Below are 19,121 nucleotides of genomic sequence, written 5' to 3'. Positions count from 1 at the left end.
AAAGGTGTTGTCTGTGAGGGCGTCATCGCGAGCAAGCTTTGCTCCCACAGACCTCGCTCCCACATTATTTCGGGTTAATCCAAAAAAAGTGCCACCACTTTGGCGTCAATATTCACACTATGACCATTCGGCGCCTTCTGGTCTCGCTTTCCCTTGCGGCCGGAACTTTTCTTCTATCCTCAGCTCAAGGATAACGAGAGTCATCATCGGATCGAAACAGCCCTCCCTGGGCTGAATACCGGATCTACCGAGGGGCGCCGCCATGTCGCGCAACCTTTGCCTCACTCGCCAATGCCTGGGCCTTGTCACCCGTATCGAATGCGCCATTCGCCCCCTGGCGGGGGATACCGGTATGTGGACCTTGCTCTTCGCCGCCGGAATGGCCGGCGAACAACCTTCCGCTATCAAGGCTCAAGGCCCGTTTCCTGGCCCGAACGCCGCTGAAACCATCCTCGACACCATCGTTCAGAGCCTGACATTGCACGGCTATGAGCTGGCCGACGATCCACAAATCTGGTGCCTGCACATGCAAGCCCAACTGCGTGAAATCAATGGAGGACGGTGTCGCAGTGTCGACGGTTTCGAGTTTCGTCCGCTGCATTGACGGCATCGGCGGACGGGCGCGGGCAGTAAAGTTTTGAAACAAGGGCTGGGACCAAGGATCGGTCCGGCGTTTGTGGGGCAGGTCGTGGCTGATATACTCGCCGCGATTTTTCAGCCCTGGTGTGAGACTCAATGGAACGCTTTATCGAAAATGCAATGTACGCCTCCCGTTGGCTGCTGGCGCCGATCTACTTTGGGCTGTCCCTGGGCTTGCTGGCCCTGGCGCTGAAATTCTTCCAGGAAGTCTTTCACGTCATCCCCAACGTGTTTTCCATGGCTGAATCCGATCTGATCCTGGTGCTGCTGTCGCTGATCGACATGGCGCTGGTGGGCGGCCTGCTGGTGATGGTGATGATTTCCGGCTACGAGAACTTCGTCTCGCAACTGGACATCGCCGACGACAAGGAAAAGCTCAACTGGCTGGGCACCATGGACTCTTCATCGCTGAAGATGAAAGTCGCGGCCTCGATCGTGGCCATTTCCTCCATTCACCTTTTGCGCATTTTCATGGATGCCAAGAACGTCGATCCCGAGCACCTGATGTGGTACGTGATCATCCACATGACGTTCGTAGTGTCGGCATTTGCCATGGGCTACCTGGATAAACTGACCAAGCACTGAGGTCGTTTCATCGCCCTGACGCAACGCCCGCCTGTCGAGAAGCAGGCGGGCGTTGTCGTTTCTGGCGGTCGGCCCTTGATGCGGGGCTCGTCACCCGCCCCGGCATCTGTGCTAGTCTGCTCGCCCTTTTGGTTCCGGGCGCTCCGGGAGGCGCTGTGTCATCCACGGCAATTTCCCGAGCCGTCCGCACAGCGGAGCAGCATCATGTCCGAAGTTAACCTGTCCACCGACGAAACCCGCGTCAGCTACGGCATTGGCCGTCAGTTGGGCGACCAACTGCGCGACAACCCGCCACCGGGCGTCAGCCTGGACGCGATCCTGGCCGGTCTGACCGACGCCTTCGCCGGCAAGCCGAGCCGTGTGGGCCAGGACGAAATGTCCGCGAGCTTCAAAGTCATCCGCGAAATCATGCAGGCCGAAGCGGCTGCCAAGGCTGAAGCGGCTGCTGGCGAAGGCCTTGCATTCCTGGCTGAAAACGCCAAGCGCGAAGGCATCACCACCCTGGCGTCGGGCCTGCAATTTGAAGTGCTGACTCAGGGCGAAGGCGCCAAGCCGACCCGTGAAGACCAGGTGCGTACTCACTACCACGGCACCCTGATCGACGGCACCGTGTTCGACAGCTCCTACGATCGTGGCCAGCCAGCCGAATTCCCGGTGGGCGGCGTGATCCCAGGCTGGACCGAAGCCTTGCAACTGATGAATGCCGGCAGCAAGTGGCGCCTGTACGTGCCGAGCGAACTGGCTTACGGCGCCCAAGGCGTTGGCAGCATTCCGCCGCACAGCGTACTGGTGTTTGACGTCGAGCTGCTGGACGTTCTGTAAGACCCTGAATACCTGTGGGAGCGAGCTTGCTCGCGATGGCGGACTTGCATTCAACATCCCAGTTGATTGTCATACCGCTATCGCGAGCAAGCTCGCTCCCACAGGGTTTGGTGCTTCATCCGTGGAACCTGGCATTGAAATCGCCAGTCGGGCGCAACGCCCGCGCATAGCAGAACAGAAACAGATTACGCACCAGTTCCTTGAGCACCAACGGTTCGCTGGAATTGAGGCTGTTGAGGTCCAGATCCCCCTGGTCCTGCAGCTCATTCAAGGCTTCTTCTTCAAGCACCGCGCAGACTTCCCCGGTTTCCCGATGCAGGATCCTGAGGTAGGGATGTGGGCGGTCCAACCAGGCATCGATCAAATAAGTCATGGTTCTCATCTCCTTGATGGGGTTCGATGAGAATAATTCTTATTCGCTAAATAGCAAGTCTCTATTGGTGTTCCGATTCTTTTTCTGACGATGGGTTGTGGCCGCTCAAGACGGCTGGCGCTTGGCTAGGGCTTGGGAAACGGGGCTGAAGCGGGGAGGGTGAAGCACCATCCCACGCCGAGCGCGGGATGGTTTACAGCAGGATCAGACTTTTCTGACGAACTCGGATTTGAGTTTCATCGGGCCGATGCCGTCGATCTTGCAGTCGATGTCGTGGTCGCCATCGCACAGGCGGATGTTCTTGACCTTGGTGCCGACCTTGACCACCAGCGACGTGCCCTTGACCTTGAGGTCCTTGATCACGGTGATGGTGTCGCCGTCCTGCAGGACGTTGCCGACCGAGTCTTTCTTCACGGTGTCATCGGACGCCGTTTCGGCTTCGCCGCCGGCAGACCATTCGTGGGCACACTCCGGGCAGACCAGTTGGGTACCGTCTTCGTAAGTGTATTCGGAATTGCATTTCGGGCAGGGAGGCAACGTGCTCACTAAGGTTCCTTGGGTATCAGGAGGACAAAAGGGCGCACATTATATAGGGTTTTGTTGCCGAAATGGGTGTTCGCAGCATCTGTGGCGAGGGAGCTTGCTCCCGCTCGGTTGCGCAGCGACCGCGTTTTCAAGAGGTGCTTCGCACCTCAGCGGGAGCAAGCTCCCTCGCCACAAAAGCTCGCTGATCGGCCAGGATCAGTGGGTACGCGCCACCGCAAACTCGCTCAACTCCACCAACGCATCGCGGTATTCGCTGGCCGGCAGTGCATCGAGGCATTTGATTGCGCGGGCGACGTAGTCGCGGGCCAGTTTCGCGGTGTAGTCCAGCGAGCCGGACGCTTCAACCGCTTCACGAATGCTTTCCAGGTCCTCGATCCCGCCTTTCTGGATCGCCTTGCGCACCAGCGCTGCCTGTTCCAGCGTACCTTCGCGCATGGTGTAGATCAGCGGCAGGGTCGGCTTGCCTTCGGCCAGGTCGTCACCGACGTTCTTGCCCAGGGTCTCGGCGTCGCCCTTGTAGTCGAGCAGGTCGTCCACCAACTGGAAGGCCACGCCCAGGTGATCGCCAAAGGTGCGCAACGCTTCACTCTGTTCGGCGCTGGCGCCTGCCAGGGCGGCGGCGCTGTGGGTCGAGGCTTCGAAGAGCATCGCGGTCTTGCCGCGGATGACTTCCATGTAAGTCTCTTCCGTGGTGCTGGCGTCGCGCACCTTGGACAGTTGCAACACTTCGCCTTCGGCGATGATGCGAGTGGCCTGGGACAGGATCTTCATCACCGGCATCGAGCCCAGTTCGACCATCATTTCGAATGAGCGCGAATACAGGAAGTCGCCCACCAGAACGCTGGGGGCATTGCCCCACATGGCATTGGCGGTCGAGCGGCCACGGCGCATGCCGGACATGTCGACCACGTCGTCATGCAGCAGGGTCGCGGTGTGCAGGAATTCGATGGTGGCCGCCAGCAGGCGCATGTCGTCGCCTTCGCGACCCAGGGCCTTGCCGCACAAAAGCACCAATAGAGGACGCAGGCGCTTGCCACCGGCCGAGGTGATGTAGTCGCCGATTTTCGATACCAGAGGCACTCGGGAAGTCAGCTGCTTCTTGATGATGCCGTCGACGGCGCTAAAATCGTCCGCCACCGCGCGGTAGAAAGCTTGGGGTTGCATCAGCGACAGGTGCTCCAGAAGGGTTGCGCGGCATGCTAGGACCCCCACCCAGACCTGTCAAGGCGCGATGGACGGCTACTTGCAAGGCTGTTGCACCTTGCGTACAATCGCGCACCCTGAACTTCCTGGGCAGCACCTGCCTTACGCAATTGCATCCGGGCCTTCCAGCCCATGCAGCCATGCCAGCCAATACCTCTTCTTATAAAGCGCTGGGTGAGCAGGATTATCGGAGAAATACCATGTCGTACGCAGTAATTGTTACTGGTGGCAAGCAATACAAGGTCGCCCCAGGTGAATACCTGAAGATCGAAAAACTGGAAATCGCTACCGGCGAATCCGTGACTTTTGATCGCGTTCTGTTGGTCGCCAATGGCGATGACGTGAACATCGGCGCTCCAGTCGTTGCTGGCGCTACCGTTGTGGCTGAAGTGATCTCCCAAGGTCGTCACGATAAAGTCCGCATCATCAAGTTCCGTCGTCGTAAGCACCACATGAAGCGTATGGGCCACCGCCAGTGGTACACCGAGATCAAAATCACCGGTATTCAGGCTTAATTTCAGCCTAATTCCTCACTAGGAGAATTGACTCATGGCACACAAAAAAGCTGGTGGTAGTACCCGTAACGGTCGCGACTCAGAAGCCAAACGCCTTGGCGTGAAGATGTATGGCGGCCAGAAGATCATTCCGGGCAACATCATCGTGCGTCAGCGCGGCACCCAATTCCACGCCGGTTACGGTGTTGGCATGGGTAAAGATCACACTCTCTTCGCGAAAATCGAAGGCGTGATCAAGTTTGAAGTAAAGGGCGCGTTCAACCGCCGTTACGTGAGCGTTGTCGCAGCTTAATTGCGAGATCGCTGGAAAAGCCCTGTCTTGCGACGGGGCTTTTTCGTTTGTGGGGTGAGTCTCTTGCAAAACTGTTTGTATGGGCTGTCGGCGCTGCGGTTGGGGCGTGTCATCAGGTCGCTGCGCTCATTTTTGCAAGAGTCTTATGTCTTGTTTTTTTGGCTCGTCCGTATGGCGAGAGGCGTGTGTCATGAAGTTTGTTGATGAAGTATCGATTCGAGTAAAGGCTGGCGACGGCGGCAATGGCTGCATGAGTTTCCGTCGGGAAAAATTTATTGAAAATGGTGGTCCGAACGGTGGTGATGGGGGCGATGGCGGCTCGATCTACATGCTCGCCGACGAAAACCTCAACACCTTGGTGGACTACCGTTACACCCGGCACTTCGATGCCGAGCGTGGCTCCAACGGCGGCAGCACCGACTGCACCGGCAAAAAAGGTGAAGACCTGGTCCTGCGCGTGCCGGTCGGCACCACGGTGATCGACTCCGCCACCCAGGAAGTCATTGGCGACCTGACCAAGGCTGGCCAGCGTCTGCTGGTCGCTCATGGCGGCTGGCACGGCCTGGGTAACACCCGTTTCAAATCCAGTACCAACCGTGCGCCGCGCCAGACCACCCCAGGCAAGCCGGGTGAGCAGCGCGACTTGAAGCTGGAAATGAAGGTGTTGGCCGACGTGGGCCTGCTGGGCCTGCCGAACGCTGGTAAAAGTACCTTCATTCGCTCGGTGTCGGCAGCCAAGCCGAAAGTCGCCGATTACCCGTTCACCACCCTGGTGCCGAACCTGGGCGTGGTCAGCGTCGATCGCTGGAAGAGCTTCGTGGTCGCGGACATCCCGGGGCTGATCGAAGGTGCTTCCGACGGTGCCGGCCTGGGGATTCGCTTCCTCAAGCACTTGTCCCGTACTCGCCTGTTGCTGCACCTCGTGGACATGGCGCCGCTGGATGACACCGATGCCGCCGATGCTGCTGAAGTCATCGTCAGCGAGCTGACCAAGTTCAGCCCGGCCCTGGCCGAGCGTGACCGTTGGCTGGTGCTGAACAAGTGCGACCAGATCCTCGAAGAAGAGCACGAGGAGCGGGTCAAGGAGATCGTCGATCGCCTGGAGTGGGAAGGTCCGGTCTATGTGATCTCGGCCATTGCCAAAGAAGGCACCGAGCGCCTGTGCCACGACATCATGCGTTACCTGGAAGATCGCGCCGATCGCCTGGCCAATGACCCGGTCTACAAGGAAGAGCTGGCCGAACTCGATCAGCGTATCGAAGACGAGGCCCGTGCCCAGTTGCAGGCGCTGGATGACCAGCGTGCCCTGCGTCGCAGCGGCGTGAAGTCGGTCCATGACATCGGTGACGACGATTGGGACGAAGAAGATGTGGATGACGAAGACGGTCCGGAAATCATCTACGTTCGCGACTGACTCTGCGGCAAGTGGAGCTCCTGTGGGAGCAAGGCTTGCCCGCGATGACAGTTCATCCGGCGAGGCGCGGTGTTATCATCGCAGCCAGCCGGTTTCCAAGGCGCCGCTCATTCGAGCGGCGTTTTGGTATCTGTAAAACGCAAATACGAATAATCCCATGGGCGGCGCTGGGTCGCGCCGTTCGCTGGCAAAGGTTGAAGATGATGCGGAGCAAGGTGACGGGTGCGCAGCGCTGGGTCGTGAAGATCGGCAGCGCACTGCTGACAGCGGATGGCAAGGGCCTGGATCGTCAGGCGATGGCGGTGTGGGTCGAGCAGATGGTGGCCTTGCATGAGGCTGGCGTCGAGCTGGTATTGGTCTCTTCGGGGGCTGTGGCAGCGGGTATGAGCCGTTTGGGCTGGACGTCGCGACCCAGCGCGATGCACGAATTGCAGGCCGCTGCCGCCATCGGCCAGATGGGTTTGGTGCAGGCTTGGGAGTCGAGCTTTGCCGAGCACGGTCGTCATACGGCGCAGATCCTGCTGACCCATGATGACCTGTCTGACCGCAAGCGTTACCTCAATGCCCGCAGCACCTTGCGGGCGTTGGTTGAGCTCAAAGTCATCCCGGTGATCAACGAGAACGACACGGTGGTCACCGACGAAATCCGTTTCGGCGATAACGACACCCTGGCCGCGCTGGTGGCGAACCTGGTGGAGGCGGACCTGCTGGTGATTCTTACGGATCGCGACGGCATGTTCGACGCCGATCCGCGCAACAACCCCGACGCCAAGCTGATCTACGAAGCCCGTGCCGATGACCCGGCGCTGGATGCGGTGGCGGGCGGTACCGGCGGTGCGCTGGGTCGTGGCGGTATGCAGACCAAGCTGCGTGCCGCGCGTCTTGCGGCGCGCTCCGGGGCTCACACCATCATTGTCGGCGGTCGCTTGGAACGTGTGCTGGATCGTCTGAAGGCGGGCGAGCGCATTGGTACCTTGCTCTCGCCTGAGCGCGGCATGCTGGCGGCGCGCAAACAGTGGCTGGCCGGCCACCTGCAAACCCGTGGCACTTTGGTTTTGGATGCTGGTGCCGTGTCGGCCTTGGCCCAGGGCAACAAAAGCCTGCTGCCGGTGGGTGTGAAGCTGGTCCAGGGCAGTTTCCGTCGTGGCGAAATGGTGGTGTGCGTGGCGCCGGATGGTCGAGAGATCGCCCGTGGCCTGGCCAACTACAGCGCGTTGGAAGCGCAGAAAATCATCGGTCAGTCGTCTGATGCGATTGTCGGTCTGTTGGGTTACATGGCTGAACCTGAGTTGGTTCACCGTGACAACCTGATCCTCGTCTAAGGAAAAATCATGGGTTTGGCAAAAGGATTGATCGGTTTGCTGCTGGCATTGCCGTTGCTGGCTTCGGCCGAAGAAATCGGCCAGGTATCGACGGTGTTCAAGTTTGTCGGGCCGAACGACCGGATCGTGGTCGAGGCGTTCGATGATCCCAAGGTCGACGGTGTGACCTGCTATCTGTCGCGAGCCAAGACCGGCGGCGTGAAGGGCGGTCTGGGTCTGGCCGAGGACCGCGCCGAGGCGTCCATCGCCTGTCGCCAGGTTGGGCCCATCAGCTTCAAGGGTGAACTCAAGGACGGCGAAGAGGTGTTCAGGGAGCGCACTTCGCTGGTGTTCAAGACCATGCAGGTAGTGCGTTTCCTCGACAAGAAACGCAACACGCTGGTGTACCTGGTCTATAGCGACCGCGTGATCGAAGGCAGCCCGCAGAATGCGGTGACGGCCATTCCGATCTTGCCGTGGCGTTAAGTCTCGAATAATGGGCGAGCCGATCGGCTCGCTCTTTCAAACTCTATGAATGTGTTGTGCTTCAGGCGCGAAGGGATTCGTATGCGTGGGTTTTTGCTGTTGTTTGTGCTGGGTTGTTCGGTTTGCGTCGAGGCGTTGGCGGAACCGTTTTATAACGCAAAGCCCTTGGCTCATCCGGTGATCAAGGTCTCCCAGGAGAGTGGTGCGACCTTGGCCTTTATCCGCGAGGCGCAGGGTGTCGTCGGCTATTCATGCTTGTGCGATTCGCCGGACGGTGTCCCGCAAGCGCTCGACACGTATGGCGATGCGAGCATCGAGTCGGTGTTCTACGCCAGTCTCGACAGCGATCTGCAGACGTTGATCGTGCTGTCCCGCGCCAAGGGGCAGTCCGCACTTCACGGTTATCGCTTCGTGCCGGCCACTGGTCGGTATCGCCGGCTGGAGACGCTGCAGCCGGTATTGGATTGTATTGCCACTGATCACAAGGCCCTCACTGCCGCACTGGTTCAGAAAGAGCTGGGCAAGTTACCGCCCTACGATTACAGCGCTGTGTTACCCAAGACCGGCATCGCCGAGTTCGACACACTGGAGCCCGCGAGTGGCACGCTGGTGGGCTACTTTGGTGTCGATGGTGTCCCGGCTTCAGTGGGGCAGTCGGCAGAGGATCCTCATCGCGACACCTACAAGAAAACTTTCCAGCAACGCGAAGGGCGCTGGCTCACGCTGACTTATGAGCGCGTGCCTCCCCAGGACGAGGATGTGGGTTCTGCCTACCGTGTCAGTCGGATGGCTTGGGAAACCAATCCAAAGGTGTACCAGGGCTCCGAGGATGGTCCGTGGGCGGCTTTGGGTGATGGACGGCTCTGGGCGCTGGGTTCGTATGTTCAGGGTAAGCGGTCGGGTAAGTGGACTGAATTCGACGAGTCGGGCTACGAGTCCATCGGTGCCTATGTGGATGGGTTGCGCCAGGGGCCGTGGGTCGTCAGTGATGGGAGTACGGTTTCCAAGGGCATGATCGTCGACGATTTCTACGAGGGGCGCTGGACGATCGAGGCGCACGATGATGAGCAGATGTCGGGCTTCGACACTTACAAGCACGGTGATTTTGATGGGCCCTCCGAGCGCGTGAGTCAGGGGGTGGTTGTCCAGCGTGGAGATTTCGTGGCGGGCCGGCAGCACGGGGAGTGGAAAATGCCCTGGGGTGAGGGGCATTACGTGCGGGGTGTGCGGGAGGGTCGTTGGAAATTGAATGTAGAGGGTGGTGGTGTCCAGGCTGTGGATTTCGTCGCTGATAAGAAGCAAGGCGAATTGCGCGAAGTGGATGCCGCAGGTGTCTTGCGGCTCGTCGAGCATTACCGCGCGGGTGTGCTGGATGGCTTGAAACAAACCTACGCAGCGAATGGCAAGCTCACCTATTCGGCCAACTATGCCAATGGCCAGATCGAAGGGCGTGCCCTGACCTACAGTGACGACGGTGCGGTGCTGCTTTCGGATATCTCGTGGCGGCATGGTTCGAAAGAGGGGTCGTTTCGCCTCTATTACCCCAATGGCCAGCCCGACACGGTGGCAACCTACGAGGGTGGTGAGCCCATTGGGAATCTGCAATCCTTTGATGCGAATGGCGTGCTGATCGCTGACAGGAACTACTGCCATGTGCCTGATGGCAAGTACACCAGCATCAAGCGCTGCGGCAGGCAGCGAGGGGCTTTCAACAACGGCCATTTCGACTCTGAGAGCGAGTACCTGTTCGGAAACGAGCAAAGTGCTCGCCACACCCAGGATGGGCGTAATGTCCGTGAGGTGTTGCTGGAGCCGGATGATCGCGTCATTCACAGGGAGTACTACCCCGACGGTCAGTTAAAGTTCTCCGAGGCCAAGCAGGGCTTTCGTCTGATAACGGTCGAGGGGAAGGAATACAAGGATTACTCATACGCCAAGCGTGAAGGTGAGACGGTTTACTACTACCCGACGGGCGTGGTTGAGCGTCGCATGAATTTCAAGGATGACAAGATAGTGGGGTGTTACACCGGCTACGATGAGGTCGGTGTACAGAATTTCCCACCACCTGGTGGTTGCCCTCCGCCCAAGCCAGTGGTTTTCAATTTTGGTGAGTAGCGGGGCTGCTCCCGCAAGGGGCTGTGCCGAACACAAAGCTTGTGCCCGCTAAAGATCCAGTGTGGGGGCGGGCTTGCTCGCGAAGAAGTCATCACATCCAGCATGGATGCCGGCTGACCCACCGCTCCCGCAAGGAAAGGTGTTAAATCCCAGGCAATAAAAAACCGACCCTGGGGTCGGTTTTTTAACGAGCGCGTCGCTTAGGCAGCAGCGGCAACGTTCAGGGCCTTTACGTGGCCATTCAGGCGGCTCTTATGGCGAGCAGCTTTGTTCTTGTGGATGATGCCTTTATCGGCCATGCGGTCGATAACTGGCACAGCCAGAACGTAAGCAGCTTGAGCTTTTTCAGCGTCTTTTGCGTCAATGGCCTTAACTACGTTTTTGATGTAGGTACGGACCATGGAACGCAGGCTGGCGTTGTGGCTGCGACGCTTCTCAGCCTGTTTTGCACGTTTTTTGGCGGAAGGTGTGTTGGCCACCGTCGAGCTCCTCGAAAGACTTTTTAGGAAATAGCAAACAAAATAGGCCGCGAATCATGCCGATGAGTTGAGGTCTTGTCAAGGGCGGGTGACGCGTTCCGCTGAATGGCAGGTGCAGCGCACCGAAGGATTTCTTTCCGGCGTGCGACCTGTAAACTCGCGGACTTTGGCTCTGCACTGTTTAGCGGCGCGGAGTATCGCATAAGTGGGCGCGTTGTTCGCCTGCTGTTTATCGACAGGCAAAAACTCTTTTCATGAATCTGCTCAAATCGTTGGCTGCCGTCAGCTCTATCACGATGCTTTCCCGTGTCCTGGGGTTCGTTCGCGACACGCTGATCGCACGGATATTCGGTGCCGGAATGGCCACCGACGCCTTCTTCATCGCCTTCAAATTGCCCAATCTATTGCGACGAATCTTCGCCGAAGGCGCTTTTTCCCAGGCTTTCGTACCGATCCTGGCGGAATATAAAAGCCAGAAGGGCGACGAGGCGACCCGCACGTTCATTGCCTACGTCACCGGTCTGCTGACGCTGGTGTTGGCCTTGGTCACGGCCGCCGGCATGCTCGCCGCGCCATGGGTGATCTGGGCCACGGCGCCGGGGTTTACCGATACCCCGGAGAAATTCCAGCTCACCTCGGACCTGCTGCGGGTGACCTTTCCTTATATATTGCTGATTTCCCTGTCGTCCCTGGCCGGCGCGATCCTCAATACCTGGAACCGTTTTTCCGTGCCGGCTTTTGTGCCGACCCTGCTCAACGTCAGCATGATCGTATTCGCGCTGTTCCTGACGCCGTATTTCGACCCACCGGTGATGGCTCTCGGCTGGGCGGTGTTGGTGGGTGGCCTGGCGCAGTTGCTGTATCAACTGCCGCACCTGAAAAAGATCGGCATGCTGGTGCTGCCGCGGCTGAGCCTGCGTGACAGTGGTGTGTGGCGGGTGATGAAGCAGATGTTGCCGGCCATCCTTGGGGTGTCGGTGAGCCAGATTTCCCTGATCATCAACACCATTTTCGCCTCGTTCCTGGTGGCCGGCTCGGTGTCGTGGATGTACTACGCCGACCGCCTGATGGAGTTGCCGTCCGGCGTACTGGGCGTGGCCCTGGGCACGATCCTGTTGCCGACCCTGGCCAAGACCTACGCCAGCCAGGACCGCCAGGAGTACTCGCGCATCCTCGACTGGGGCCTGCGCCTGTGTTTCGTGCTGGTCTTGCCTTGCGCCCTGGCGCTGGGGATCCTGGCCGAGCCGCTGACGGTTTCGCTGTTCCAATACGGTCAATTCAATGCGTTCGACGCCTCGATGACCCAGCGCGCGCTGATTGCCTATTCGGTGGGCCTGCTCGGGATCATCGTGATCAAGGTGCTGGCGCCAGGCTTCTACGCCCAGCAAAACATCCGCACACCGGTGAAAATCGCCATCTTTACCCTGGTGATGACTCAGTTGTTCAACCTGTTGCTGATCGGTCCGCTGGCGCACGCCGGCCTGGCCCTGGCGATCAGTGCCGGCGCTTGCCTCAACGCCGGGCTGCTGTTTTATCAACTGCGCAAGCAGAAGATGTATCAGCCGCAACCGGGCTGGGGCAAGTTCGGCCTCAAGCTGCTGGTCGCCGTGGCGGTAATGTCGGCGGTCTTGCTTGGGGCGATGCATTTCATGCCGGCCTGGGGCGAAGGGCAGATGCTCGAGCGTTTCCTGCGCCTGGGCGTGCTGGTCGTCGCTGGCGTAGTGGCGTATTTCGGTATGTTGCTGCTGATGGGTTTCCGTCTGCGCGACTTCAATCGCAAGGCCTTGGGCTGAGGCTCGGCCCTCGATAATCCCGGGCCGGGCAGCGGTTTTGTCGGTTCGATCACTTTGGGTGACGGTGTTGCCTGTCGTCGGCCGCCGGGTGTGGTTATAATCGGCCACTTTATGAGCAAGAAGCGCGTTATGCAGCTGGTCCGAGGCCTCCACAATCTGCGCCCCCAGCATCGGGGCTGTGTCGCCACTATTGGCAACTTTGACGGTGTTCACCGTGGCCACCAGGCTATCCTGGCGCGGCTGCGCGAGCGTGCGCTGGAATTGGGCGTGCCCAGTTGCGTGGTGATCTTCGAACCGCAGCCGCGGGAGTTTTTCGCCCCGGACACCGCACCGGCCCGTCTGGCCCGGTTGCGGGACAAACTGCAATTGCTGGCCGCCGAAGGTGTCGACCGGGTCCTGTGCCTGGCCTTCAATCAGCGCCTGAGCAAGCTCAGCGCGGCCGAGTTCGTCGACACCATCCTGGTGGACGGTCTGGACGTGAAACATCTGGAGGTCGGCGACGACTTCCGTTTCGGTTGCGACCGCTCAGGGGATTTCGATTACCTGCAACAGGCCGGTATCGCCCAGGGCTTCACTGTCGAAGCGGCGCAGACTGTCGAAATGGATGGCCTGCGTGTCAGCAGCACCCAGGTCCGCAATGCCCTGGCGGCGGCCGACTTCGAATTGGCCGAGCGCTTGCTCGGCCGGCCGTACCGGATTGCCGGGCGGATCCTGCACGGGCAGAAACTGGCGCGCCAATTGGGCACGCCGACCGCCAACGTGCAACTCAAGCGTCGTCGTGTGCCGCTGACCGGGGTGTTCCTGGTGAGTGTCGAGATCGACGGCAAGACCTGGCCCGGTGTCGCCAATATCGGCGTACGGCCCACGGTCCAGGGGGATGGCAAGGCCCACCTCGAAGTACATGTTCTGGATTTTGCCGGCGATCTGTATGACCGGCGTTTGACGGTGGTTTTCCACCAAAAGCTGCGTGAAGAGCAGCGTTTTGCCTCTCTGGAGGCGCTCAAGACGGCGATCCATGCAGATATCGCCGCCGCCCGTGCCCTTGTCGCAACCAGCGCCAATCGCTAATGAAGAGCCTTAAATGACCGACTATAAAGCCACGCTAAACCTTCCGGACACCGCCTTCCCTATGAAGGCCGGCCTGCCTCAGCGCGAACCACAGATTCTGCAGCGTTGGGACAGCATTGGCCTGTACGGAAAGTTGCGCGAAATTGGCAAGGATCGTCCGAAGTTCGTCCTGCACGACGGCCCTCCGTACGCCAACGGCACCATTCACATCGGTCACGCGCTGAACAAGATTCTCAAGGACATGATCATCCGCTCCAAGACCCTGTCGGGTTTTGATGCGCCGTATGTTCCGGGCTGGGACTGCCATGGCCTGCCGATCGAGCACAAGGTCGAAGTGACCCACGGCAAGAACCTGGGCGCGGACAAGACCCGCGAGCTGTGCCGTGCCTACGCCACCGAGCAAATCGAAGGGCAGAAGTCCGAATTCATCCGCCTCGGCGTGCTGGGCGACTTCGCCAACCCGTACAAGACCATGGACTTCACGAACGAAGCCGGCGAAATCCGTGCCCTGGCGAAAATCGTCGAGGGTGGCTTCGTGTTCAAGGGCCTCAAGCCGGTGAACTGGTGCTTCGATTGCGGTTCGGCCCTGGCCGAGGCGGAAGTCGAGTACGAAAACAAGAAGTCGTCGACCATCGACGTCGCGTTCCCTATCGCCGATGAAGACAAGCTGGCCGCCGCGTTTGGCCTGGGCAAGCTGAGCAAACCGGCGTCGATCGTGATCTGGACCACCACCCCGTGGACCATCCCGGCCAACCAGGCACTGAACGTCCATCCGGAATTCAACTACGCCCTGGTCGATGTCGGCGACAGGCTGCTGGTGCTGGCCGAAGAGCTGGTCGAATCCTGCCTGGCCCGCTACAACCTCGAGGGCTCGGTGCTGGCCACCGCGCCAGGTTCGGCGCTGGAGCTGATCAATTTCCGTCATCCGTTCTATGACCGCCTGTCGCCAGTGTACCTGGCCGACTACGTGGAATTGGGTGCGGGCACTGGCGTGGTTCACTCCGCGCCGGCCTATGGCGTTGACGACTTCGTGACCTGCAAGAAATACGGCATGGTCAACGATGAGATCCTCAACCCGGTGCAGAGCAATGGCGTGTACGTGCCGTCGCTGGAGTTCTTTGGCGGCCAGTTCATCTGGAAAGCCAACCCGGCCATCGTCGATAAGCTGACCGAAGTCGGCGCGCTGCTGCACACCACCATCATCGAACACAGCTACATGCACTGCTGGCGCCACAAGACCCCGCTGATCTACCGCGCCACCGCGCAGTGGTTCATCGGCATGGACAAGCAGCCAACCACTGGCGACACCCTGCGCCAGCGTTCGCTCAAAGCCATCGAAGACACCCAGTTCGTTCCGTCCTGGGGCCAGGCGCGCCTGCATTCGATGATCGCCAACCGTCCGGACTGGTGCATCTCGCGCCAGCGCAACTGGGGCGTGCCGATCCCGTTCTTCCTGAACAAGGAAAGCGGCGAGTTGCACCCACGCACCGTCGAGCTGATGGAAGAGGTGGCCAAGCGCGTCGAAGTCGAAGGCATCGAAGCCTGGTTCAAGATGGACGCCGCCGAACTGTTGGGCGACGAAGCGCCGCTGTATGACAAGATCAGCGACACCCTGGACGTCTGGTTCGATTCCGGCACCACCCACTGGCACGTTCTGCGCGGCTCGCACCCGATGGGTCACGAAAGCGGCCCGCGTGCCGACCTGTACCTGGAAGGTTCGGACCAGCACCGCGGCTGGTTCCACTCCTCGTTGCTGACCGGTTGCGCCATCGACAACCACGCGCCGTACCGCGAGCTGCTGACCCATGGTTTCACGGTTGATGAGTCCGGCCGCAAGATGTCCAAGTCCTTGGGCAACGTGATCGCGCCGCAGAAGGTCAACGACACCCTGGGCGCCGACATCATGCGTCTGTGGGTGGCGTCCACCGACTATTCCGGCGAGATGGCCGTTTCCGACCAGATCCTGCAGCGCAGCGCGGACGCCTACCGGCGGATCCGTAACACCGCGCGCTTCCTGCTGTCGAACCTGACCGGCTTCAACCCGGCCACCGACCTGCTGCCGGCCGAAGAAATGCTCGCGCTGGACCGTTGGGCCGTGGACCGTACCCTGTTGCTGCAACGCGAGTTACAGGAACACTACGGCGAGTACCGCTTCTGGAACGTCTACTCCAAGATCCACAATTTCTGCGTGCAGGAATTGGGCGGTTTCTACCTCGACATCATCAAGGACCGCCAGTACACCACTGGCGCCAACAGCAAGGCGCGCCGTTCGTGCCAGACCGCGCTGTTCCACATCAGCGAAGCGCTGGTGCGCTGGATCGCGCCGATCCTGGCGTTCACCGCCGACGAGCTGTGGCAGTACCTGCCGGGCGAGCGCAACGAATCGGTAATGCTCAACACCTGGTACGAAGGCCTGACCGAGTTGCCGCAAGGCTTCGAACTGGACCGTGCCTACTGGGATCGGATCATGGCGGTCAAGGTGGCGGTCAACAAGGAAATGGAGATCCAGCGCGCGGCCAAGGCCGTCGGTGGCAACCTGCAGGCCGAAGTGACCCTCTACGCCGAGGAAGCCCTGAGCGCCGATCTGGCCAAGCTGAGCAACGAGCTGCGTTTCGTGCTGATCACCTCCACCGCCAGTCTCGCGCCGTTGGTGCAGGCACCGGCCGATGCGGTGGTCACTGAGGTCAGCGGCCTGAAGCTGAAGATCGTCAAGTCGAACCACACCAAGTGCGCCCGTTGCTGGCACTGCCGCGAAGACGTCGGCGTGAACCCGGAGCATCCGGAAATCTGCGGTCGTTGCGTCGACAACATCAGCGGCAGCGGTGAGGTTCGTCACTATGCCTAATGTGGCGCCTAATACAGCGGGCCGTTTCGGACGGCTGAGCTGGTTGTGGTTGAGCGTGCTGGTACTGGTCATCGACCAGGCCAGCAAGTTCTACTTCGAAAGCTCGTTGACCATGTACCAGCAGATCGTGGTCATTCCTGACTACTTCAGCTGGACCCTGGCCTACAACACCGGCGCAGCGTTCAGCTTCCTGGCCGACAGTTCGGGCTGGCAGCGCTGGTTGTTCGCCCTGATCGCCATTGTGGTCAGCGGCGTGCTGGTGGTCTGGCTCAAGCGCCTGGGCCGCGACGAGACCTGGCTGGCGGTGGCGCTGGCGTTGGTGCTCGGCGGCGCGCTGGGCAATCTTTACGACCGGATTGCCCTGGGCCATGTGATCGATTTCATCCTGGTGCATTGGCAGAACCGCTGGTATTTCCCGGCGTTCAACTTTGCCGACAGTGCTATTAGCGTGGGCGCGGTGATGCTCGCCCTGGACATGTTCAAGAGCAAGAAAACCGGAGAAACCGTCCATGACTGAGCAGCGTATCGCTCAAAACACTGAAGTGAAGCTGCACTTCGCCCTGCACCTGGAAAACGGCGACACCGTCGACAGCACCTTCGACAAGGCCCCGGCCGTATTCAAGGTCGGCGACGGCAACCTGCTGCCAGGCTTCGAAGCGGCGATTTTCGGTTTCAAGGCCGGTGACAAGCGCACCGTAGTGGTTCCACCGGAAAATGCCTTTGGTCAGCCCAACCCGCAAAACGTGCAGACCATGCCACGCTCCCAGTTCCAGGACATGGAACTGTCCCAGGGCCTGCTGGTGATCTTCAACGATGCAGCCAATACCGAGCTGCCGGGTGTGGTGAAGGCTTTCGACGACGCCCAGGTGACTGTGGACTTCAATCACCCGCTGGCGGGCAAGACCTTGAGCTTCGAGGTGGAAATCATCGAAGTGAAGGCGTTGTAACTGACCGGATGCGGTTTAGTGTGGGAGCGGGCTTGCTCGCGAAGGCGGAGTGTCAGCCAACATCAATGTTGAATGTAAGGCCCTCTTCGCGAGCAAGCCCGCTCCCACATTCGATCTCCATGTTTTCCGAGCCCTTGGTTCGATCAACAGGCAATTCTTGCGCGCAAGACACGAGGCACAGCATGCAAATCAAACTCGCCAACCCCCGTGGCTTCTGCGCCGGCGTGGACCGGGCGATCGAAATCGTCAACCGCGCCCTGGAAGTCTTCGGGCCGCCGATCTATGTGCGTCACGAAGTGGTCCACAACAAATTCGTCGTCGAAGACCTGCGTAGCCGCGGGGCGATCTTCGTCGAGGAACTGGACCAGGTCCCGGACGACGTCATCGTGATTTTCAGCGCCCACGGGGTTTCCCAGGCGGTGCGCACCGAAGCCGCCGGCCGTGGCCTGAAGGTATTCGACGCGACTTGCCCACTGGTGACCAAGGTGCATATCGAAGTCGCGCGCTACAGCCGTGACGGTCGTGAGTGCATCCTGATCGGTCACGAGGGTCATCCGGAAGTCGAAGGCACCATGGGCCAGTACGACGCCAAAAATGGCGGGACGATCTACCTGGTCGAGGACGAGGAGGACGTTGCGGCCTTGCAGGTCCGTAATCCCGAGAGCCTGGCTTTTGTCACCCAGACCACCCTGTCCATGGACGACACCAGTCGGGTGATCGACGCCCTGCGTGCTCGTTTCCCGGCCATCGGTGGTCCGCGCAAGGACGACATCTGCTACGCCACCCAGAACCGTCAGGACGCGGTCAAGCAACTGGCCAACGAATGCGATGTGGTCCTGGTGGTCGGCAGCCCGAACAGCTCCAACTCCAACCGCTTGCGTGAGCTGGCCGAGCGTATGGCCACCCCGGCCTACCTGATCGACGGTGCCGAGGACATGCAGCGCAGCTGGTTCGACGGCGTCGAGCGGATCGGCATCACCGCCGGAGCTTCCGCGCCGGAAGTGCTGGTGCGTGGTGTGATCCAGCAATTGCAGGCCTGGGGCGCAACCGGTGCCGATGAATTGGCCGGTCGCGAGGAGAACATCACTTTCTCGATGCCGAAAGAGCTACGTGTCCGTTCCCTGCTTTGAGTCCTTTTTCGCACACGGCCTGCTCGGCTTTCTCGCTGCGCAGGCTGATGCGTCCGGTGCGCGCCAGCACCACCTGATGGTGGCTGAGCGGCTCGCGTTTGGCACAGACATGCAATGTGCCGGCCTGGAACGCGCCGCTGGGCAGTAGCGCTTCGCCTTGGCTGCTGAACCTCACCGAACGTTTCACCGGCCAGTTGCCAATCACCCGGGCGCGGCCGCTGCGCTCCATCAGCAATGTCTTCTCATCGTCGTCCAGTGTGATCCGCCAGCCCCGGCCCCAATCATTGTCTATCCCTCTGATCACGACTGTTCGGTTGCGCGTGATGGCTTCACTGCGGGCACTGCGCAAGCCGCTGGCCAATAGCAGCGCGGCGTCTTTGCGTTCGGTGGATTCGATCAGCGCTTTGTAGCCGGAGCCGGCCCACGGCAGAACAATTGCCGCAATTGCCAGTCCCATGAGCAGTTCGATCAGGCTGAAGCCTTGTTGATACATAACGTCTCCTCCCTGGAGAGCTTGTTGTGGCGAGGGTTTGTTCTAGCGTGTACAAGCAGGTATAGCCGACGGCAA

General features: G+C 60.1%; 20 protein-coding genes. 15 read left to right on the top strand and 5 right to left on the bottom strand.

Translation table 11 applies throughout. The features are described 5' to 3' along the window. The first annotated feature begins 262 nt into the window (after window positions 1-262). From EPZ47_RS25570 to EPZ47_RS25560, 3 genes are all read left to right on the top strand, one after another. Window positions 263-604 (top strand): PA4575 family protein, encoded by a 342-nt coding sequence (locus EPZ47_RS25570; protein ID WP_135847251.1) that lies wholly within the window; start codon window positions 263-265, stop codon window positions 602-604. Window positions 605-735: 131 nt separating this feature from the next. Beyond that, window positions 736-1,224, top strand: a complete 489-nt coding sequence (locus EPZ47_RS25565) for a TIGR00645 family protein (protein ID WP_014340287.1) — start codon at window positions 736-738, stop codon at window positions 1,222-1,224. Window positions 1,225-1,428: 204 nt separating this feature from the next. Beyond that, window positions 1,429-2,046 (top strand): BamJ family beta-barrel-assembly machinery protein, encoded by a 618-nt coding sequence (locus EPZ47_RS25560; RefSeq protein ID WP_135847250.1) that lies wholly within the window; start codon window positions 1,429-1,431, stop codon window positions 2,044-2,046. A 115-nt stretch (window positions 2,047-2,161) separates the two neighbouring features. Here EPZ47_RS25560 and EPZ47_RS25550 read toward each other — a convergent pair whose 3' ends face one another. The 3 genes from EPZ47_RS25550 to EPZ47_RS25535 all read right to left on the bottom strand — a co-directional run bounded on the left by EPZ47_RS25550 (window position 2,162) and on the right by EPZ47_RS25535 (window position 4,129). Further along, entirely contained in the window at window positions 2,162-2,419 is a 258-nt protein-coding gene (locus EPZ47_RS25550) for a PA4570 family protein (protein ID WP_116833489.1), read from the bottom strand. Between the two features lie 204 nt (window positions 2,420-2,623). Next, window positions 2,624-2,965, bottom strand: a complete 342-nt coding sequence (locus tag EPZ47_RS25545) for a zinc ribbon domain-containing protein YjdM (RefSeq protein WP_135847249.1) — start codon at window positions 2,963-2,965, stop codon at window positions 2,624-2,626. Window positions 2,966-3,160: 195 nt separating this feature from the next. Next, entirely contained in the window at window positions 3,161-4,129 is a 969-nt protein-coding gene (locus EPZ47_RS25535; RefSeq protein WP_135847247.1) for a polyprenyl synthetase family protein, read from the bottom strand. Between the two features lie 239 nt (window positions 4,130-4,368). Here EPZ47_RS25535 and rplU point away from each other — a divergent pair, with 239 nt between their 5' ends. From rplU to EPZ47_RS25505, 6 genes are all read left to right on the top strand, one after another. Next, on the top strand, window positions 4,369-4,683 hold the full coding sequence (rplU, locus tag EPZ47_RS25530) for a 50S ribosomal protein L21 (protein WP_003176051.1): 315 nt from the start codon (window positions 4,369-4,371) through the stop codon (window positions 4,681-4,683). Between the two features lie 34 nt (window positions 4,684-4,717). Then, entirely contained in the window at window positions 4,718-4,975 is a 258-nt protein-coding gene (rpmA, locus tag EPZ47_RS25525; protein ID WP_003176049.1) for a 50S ribosomal protein L27, read from the top strand. 190 nt (window positions 4,976-5,165) lie between these two features. After that, on the top strand, window positions 5,166-6,389 hold the full coding sequence (cgtA, locus tag EPZ47_RS25520; RefSeq protein ID WP_135847246.1) for an Obg family GTPase CgtA: 1,224 nt from the start codon (window positions 5,166-5,168) through the stop codon (window positions 6,387-6,389). Window positions 6,390-6,592: 203 nt separating this feature from the next. Further along, the gene (gene proB, locus EPZ47_RS25515; protein ID WP_135848070.1) at window positions 6,593-7,711 is read left to right on the top strand and encodes a glutamate 5-kinase; all 1,119 of its coding nucleotides are present in this window, start codon (window positions 6,593-6,595) and stop codon (window positions 7,709-7,711) included. Between the two features lie 9 nt (window positions 7,712-7,720). Then, complete coding sequence (locus tag EPZ47_RS25510) at window positions 7,721-8,176, top strand: CreA family protein (protein WP_135847245.1); 456 nt, start codon at window positions 7,721-7,723, stop codon at window positions 8,174-8,176. A gap of 81 nt (window positions 8,177-8,257) precedes the next feature. After that, window positions 8,258-10,291, top strand: a complete 2,034-nt coding sequence (locus EPZ47_RS25505) for a toxin-antitoxin system YwqK family antitoxin (RefSeq protein ID WP_135847244.1) — start codon at window positions 8,258-8,260, stop codon at window positions 10,289-10,291. Window positions 10,292-10,491: 200 nt separating this feature from the next. Here the strand turns inward: EPZ47_RS25505 and rpsT are convergent, their stop codons facing one another. Continuing rightward, a complete protein-coding gene (gene rpsT, locus EPZ47_RS25500) occupies window positions 10,492-10,770 on the bottom strand; it encodes a 30S ribosomal protein S20 (protein ID WP_003185593.1) in 279 nt (92 codons plus the stop codon). Window positions 10,771-11,024: 254 nt separating this feature from the next. Between rpsT and murJ the strand changes: the two genes are divergently transcribed. The 6 genes from murJ (at window position 11,025) to ispH (ending at window position 18,553) form a co-directional block, all read left to right on the top strand. After that, on the top strand, window positions 11,025-12,563 hold the full coding sequence (murJ, locus tag EPZ47_RS25495; RefSeq protein WP_135847243.1) for a murein biosynthesis integral membrane protein MurJ: 1,539 nt from the start codon (window positions 11,025-11,027) through the stop codon (window positions 12,561-12,563). 129 nt (window positions 12,564-12,692) lie between these two features. Beyond that, complete coding sequence (ribF, locus tag EPZ47_RS25490; protein ID WP_178084279.1) at window positions 12,693-13,631, top strand: bifunctional riboflavin kinase/FAD synthetase; 939 nt, start codon at window positions 12,693-12,695, stop codon at window positions 13,629-13,631. A gap of 13 nt (window positions 13,632-13,644) precedes the next feature. Continuing rightward, window positions 13,645-16,476: an isoleucine--tRNA ligase gene (ileS, locus tag EPZ47_RS25485; protein ID WP_135847241.1), complete on the top strand. Its 2,832-nt coding sequence runs from the start codon at window positions 13,645-13,647 to the stop codon at window positions 16,474-16,476. Continuing rightward, window positions 16,469-16,993 carry a signal peptidase II gene (gene lspA / locus EPZ47_RS25480; RefSeq protein WP_135847240.1) on the top strand — a complete coding sequence of 175 codons (525 nt, stop codon included), beginning with the start codon at window positions 16,469-16,471 and terminating at the stop codon, window positions 16,991-16,993. The genes ileS and lspA overlap by 8 nt, the downstream gene beginning before the upstream one ends. Next, complete coding sequence (fkpB, locus tag EPZ47_RS25475; RefSeq protein WP_116833486.1) at window positions 16,986-17,423, top strand: FKBP-type peptidyl-prolyl cis-trans isomerase; 438 nt, start codon at window positions 16,986-16,988, stop codon at window positions 17,421-17,423. Before lspA ends, fkpB begins: the two co-directional genes overlap by 8 nt. 182 nt (window positions 17,424-17,605) lie before the next feature. After that, window positions 17,606-18,553 (top strand): 4-hydroxy-3-methylbut-2-enyl diphosphate reductase, encoded by a 948-nt coding sequence (ispH, locus tag EPZ47_RS25470; RefSeq protein ID WP_135847239.1) that lies wholly within the window; start codon window positions 17,606-17,608, stop codon window positions 18,551-18,553. Here the strand turns inward: ispH and EPZ47_RS25465 are convergent. Continuing rightward, window positions 18,507-19,046 carry a GspH/FimT family pseudopilin gene (locus EPZ47_RS25465; protein ID WP_135847238.1) on the bottom strand — a complete coding sequence of 180 codons (540 nt, stop codon included), beginning with the start codon at window positions 19,044-19,046 and terminating at the stop codon, window positions 18,507-18,509. The two genes, ispH and EPZ47_RS25465, sit on opposite strands and share 47 nt — an antisense overlap. Window positions 19,047-19,121 lie beyond the last annotated feature (75 nt).

The organism is Pseudomonas viciae (assembly GCF_004786035.1).
GTDB lineage: Bacteria > Pseudomonadota > Gammaproteobacteria > Pseudomonadales > Pseudomonadaceae > Aquipseudomonas > Aquipseudomonas viciae.
The sequence above is the reverse complement of the archived record's forward strand: the minus strand, read 5'-3'. Positions and strand labels throughout refer to the sequence as shown.

Excerpts from the sequence above, each read along its gene's own strand:
- EPZ47_RS25510 (WP_135847245.1), top strand. The coding sequence starts at position 7,721 with ATGGGTTTGGCAAAAGGATTGATCGGTTTGCTGCTGGCATTGCCGTTG.
- cgtA (WP_135847246.1), top strand. The coding sequence starts at position 5,166 with ATGAAGTTTGTTGATGAAGTATCGATTCGAGTAAAGGCTGGCGACGGC.
- EPZ47_RS25465 (WP_135847238.1), bottom strand. The coding sequence starts at position 19,046 with ATGTATCAACAAGGCTTCAGCCTGATCGAACTGCTCATGGGACTGGCA.
- lspA (WP_135847240.1), top strand. The coding sequence starts at position 16,469 with ATGCCTAATGTGGCGCCTAATACAGCGGGCCGTTTCGGACGGCTGAGC.
- proB (WP_135848070.1), top strand. The coding sequence starts at position 6,593 with ATGCGGAGCAAGGTGACGGGTGCGCAGCGCTGGGTCGTGAAGATCGGC.
- EPZ47_RS25550 (WP_116833489.1), bottom strand. The coding sequence starts at position 2,419 with ATGACTTATTTGATCGATGCCTGGTTGGACCGCCCACATCCCTACCTC.
- ribF (WP_178084279.1), top strand. The coding sequence starts at position 12,693 with ATGCAGCTGGTCCGAGGCCTCCACAATCTGCGCCCCCAGCATCGGGGC.
- murJ (WP_135847243.1), top strand. The coding sequence starts at position 11,025 with ATGAATCTGCTCAAATCGTTGGCTGCCGTCAGCTCTATCACGATGCTT.
- fkpB (WP_116833486.1), top strand. The coding sequence starts at position 16,986 with ATGACTGAGCAGCGTATCGCTCAAAACACTGAAGTGAAGCTGCACTTC.
- ileS (WP_135847241.1), top strand. The coding sequence starts at position 13,645 with ATGACCGACTATAAAGCCACGCTAAACCTTCCGGACACCGCCTTCCCT.
- EPZ47_RS25560 (WP_135847250.1), top strand. The coding sequence starts at position 1,429 with ATGTCCGAAGTTAACCTGTCCACCGACGAAACCCGCGTCAGCTACGGC.
- rplU (WP_003176051.1), top strand. The coding sequence starts at position 4,369 with ATGTCGTACGCAGTAATTGTTACTGGTGGCAAGCAATACAAGGTCGCC.
- EPZ47_RS25505 (WP_135847244.1), top strand. The coding sequence starts at position 8,258 with ATGCGTGGGTTTTTGCTGTTGTTTGTGCTGGGTTGTTCGGTTTGCGTC.
- EPZ47_RS25570 (WP_135847251.1), top strand. The coding sequence starts at position 263 with ATGTCGCGCAACCTTTGCCTCACTCGCCAATGCCTGGGCCTTGTCACC.
- EPZ47_RS25535 (WP_135847247.1), bottom strand. The coding sequence starts at position 4,129 with ATGCAACCCCAAGCTTTCTACCGCGCGGTGGCGGACGATTTTAGCGCC.
- EPZ47_RS25565 (WP_014340287.1), top strand. The coding sequence starts at position 736 with ATGGAACGCTTTATCGAAAATGCAATGTACGCCTCCCGTTGGCTGCTG.
- rpmA (WP_003176049.1), top strand. The coding sequence starts at position 4,718 with ATGGCACACAAAAAAGCTGGTGGTAGTACCCGTAACGGTCGCGACTCA.
- ispH (WP_135847239.1), top strand. The coding sequence starts at position 17,606 with ATGCAAATCAAACTCGCCAACCCCCGTGGCTTCTGCGCCGGCGTGGAC.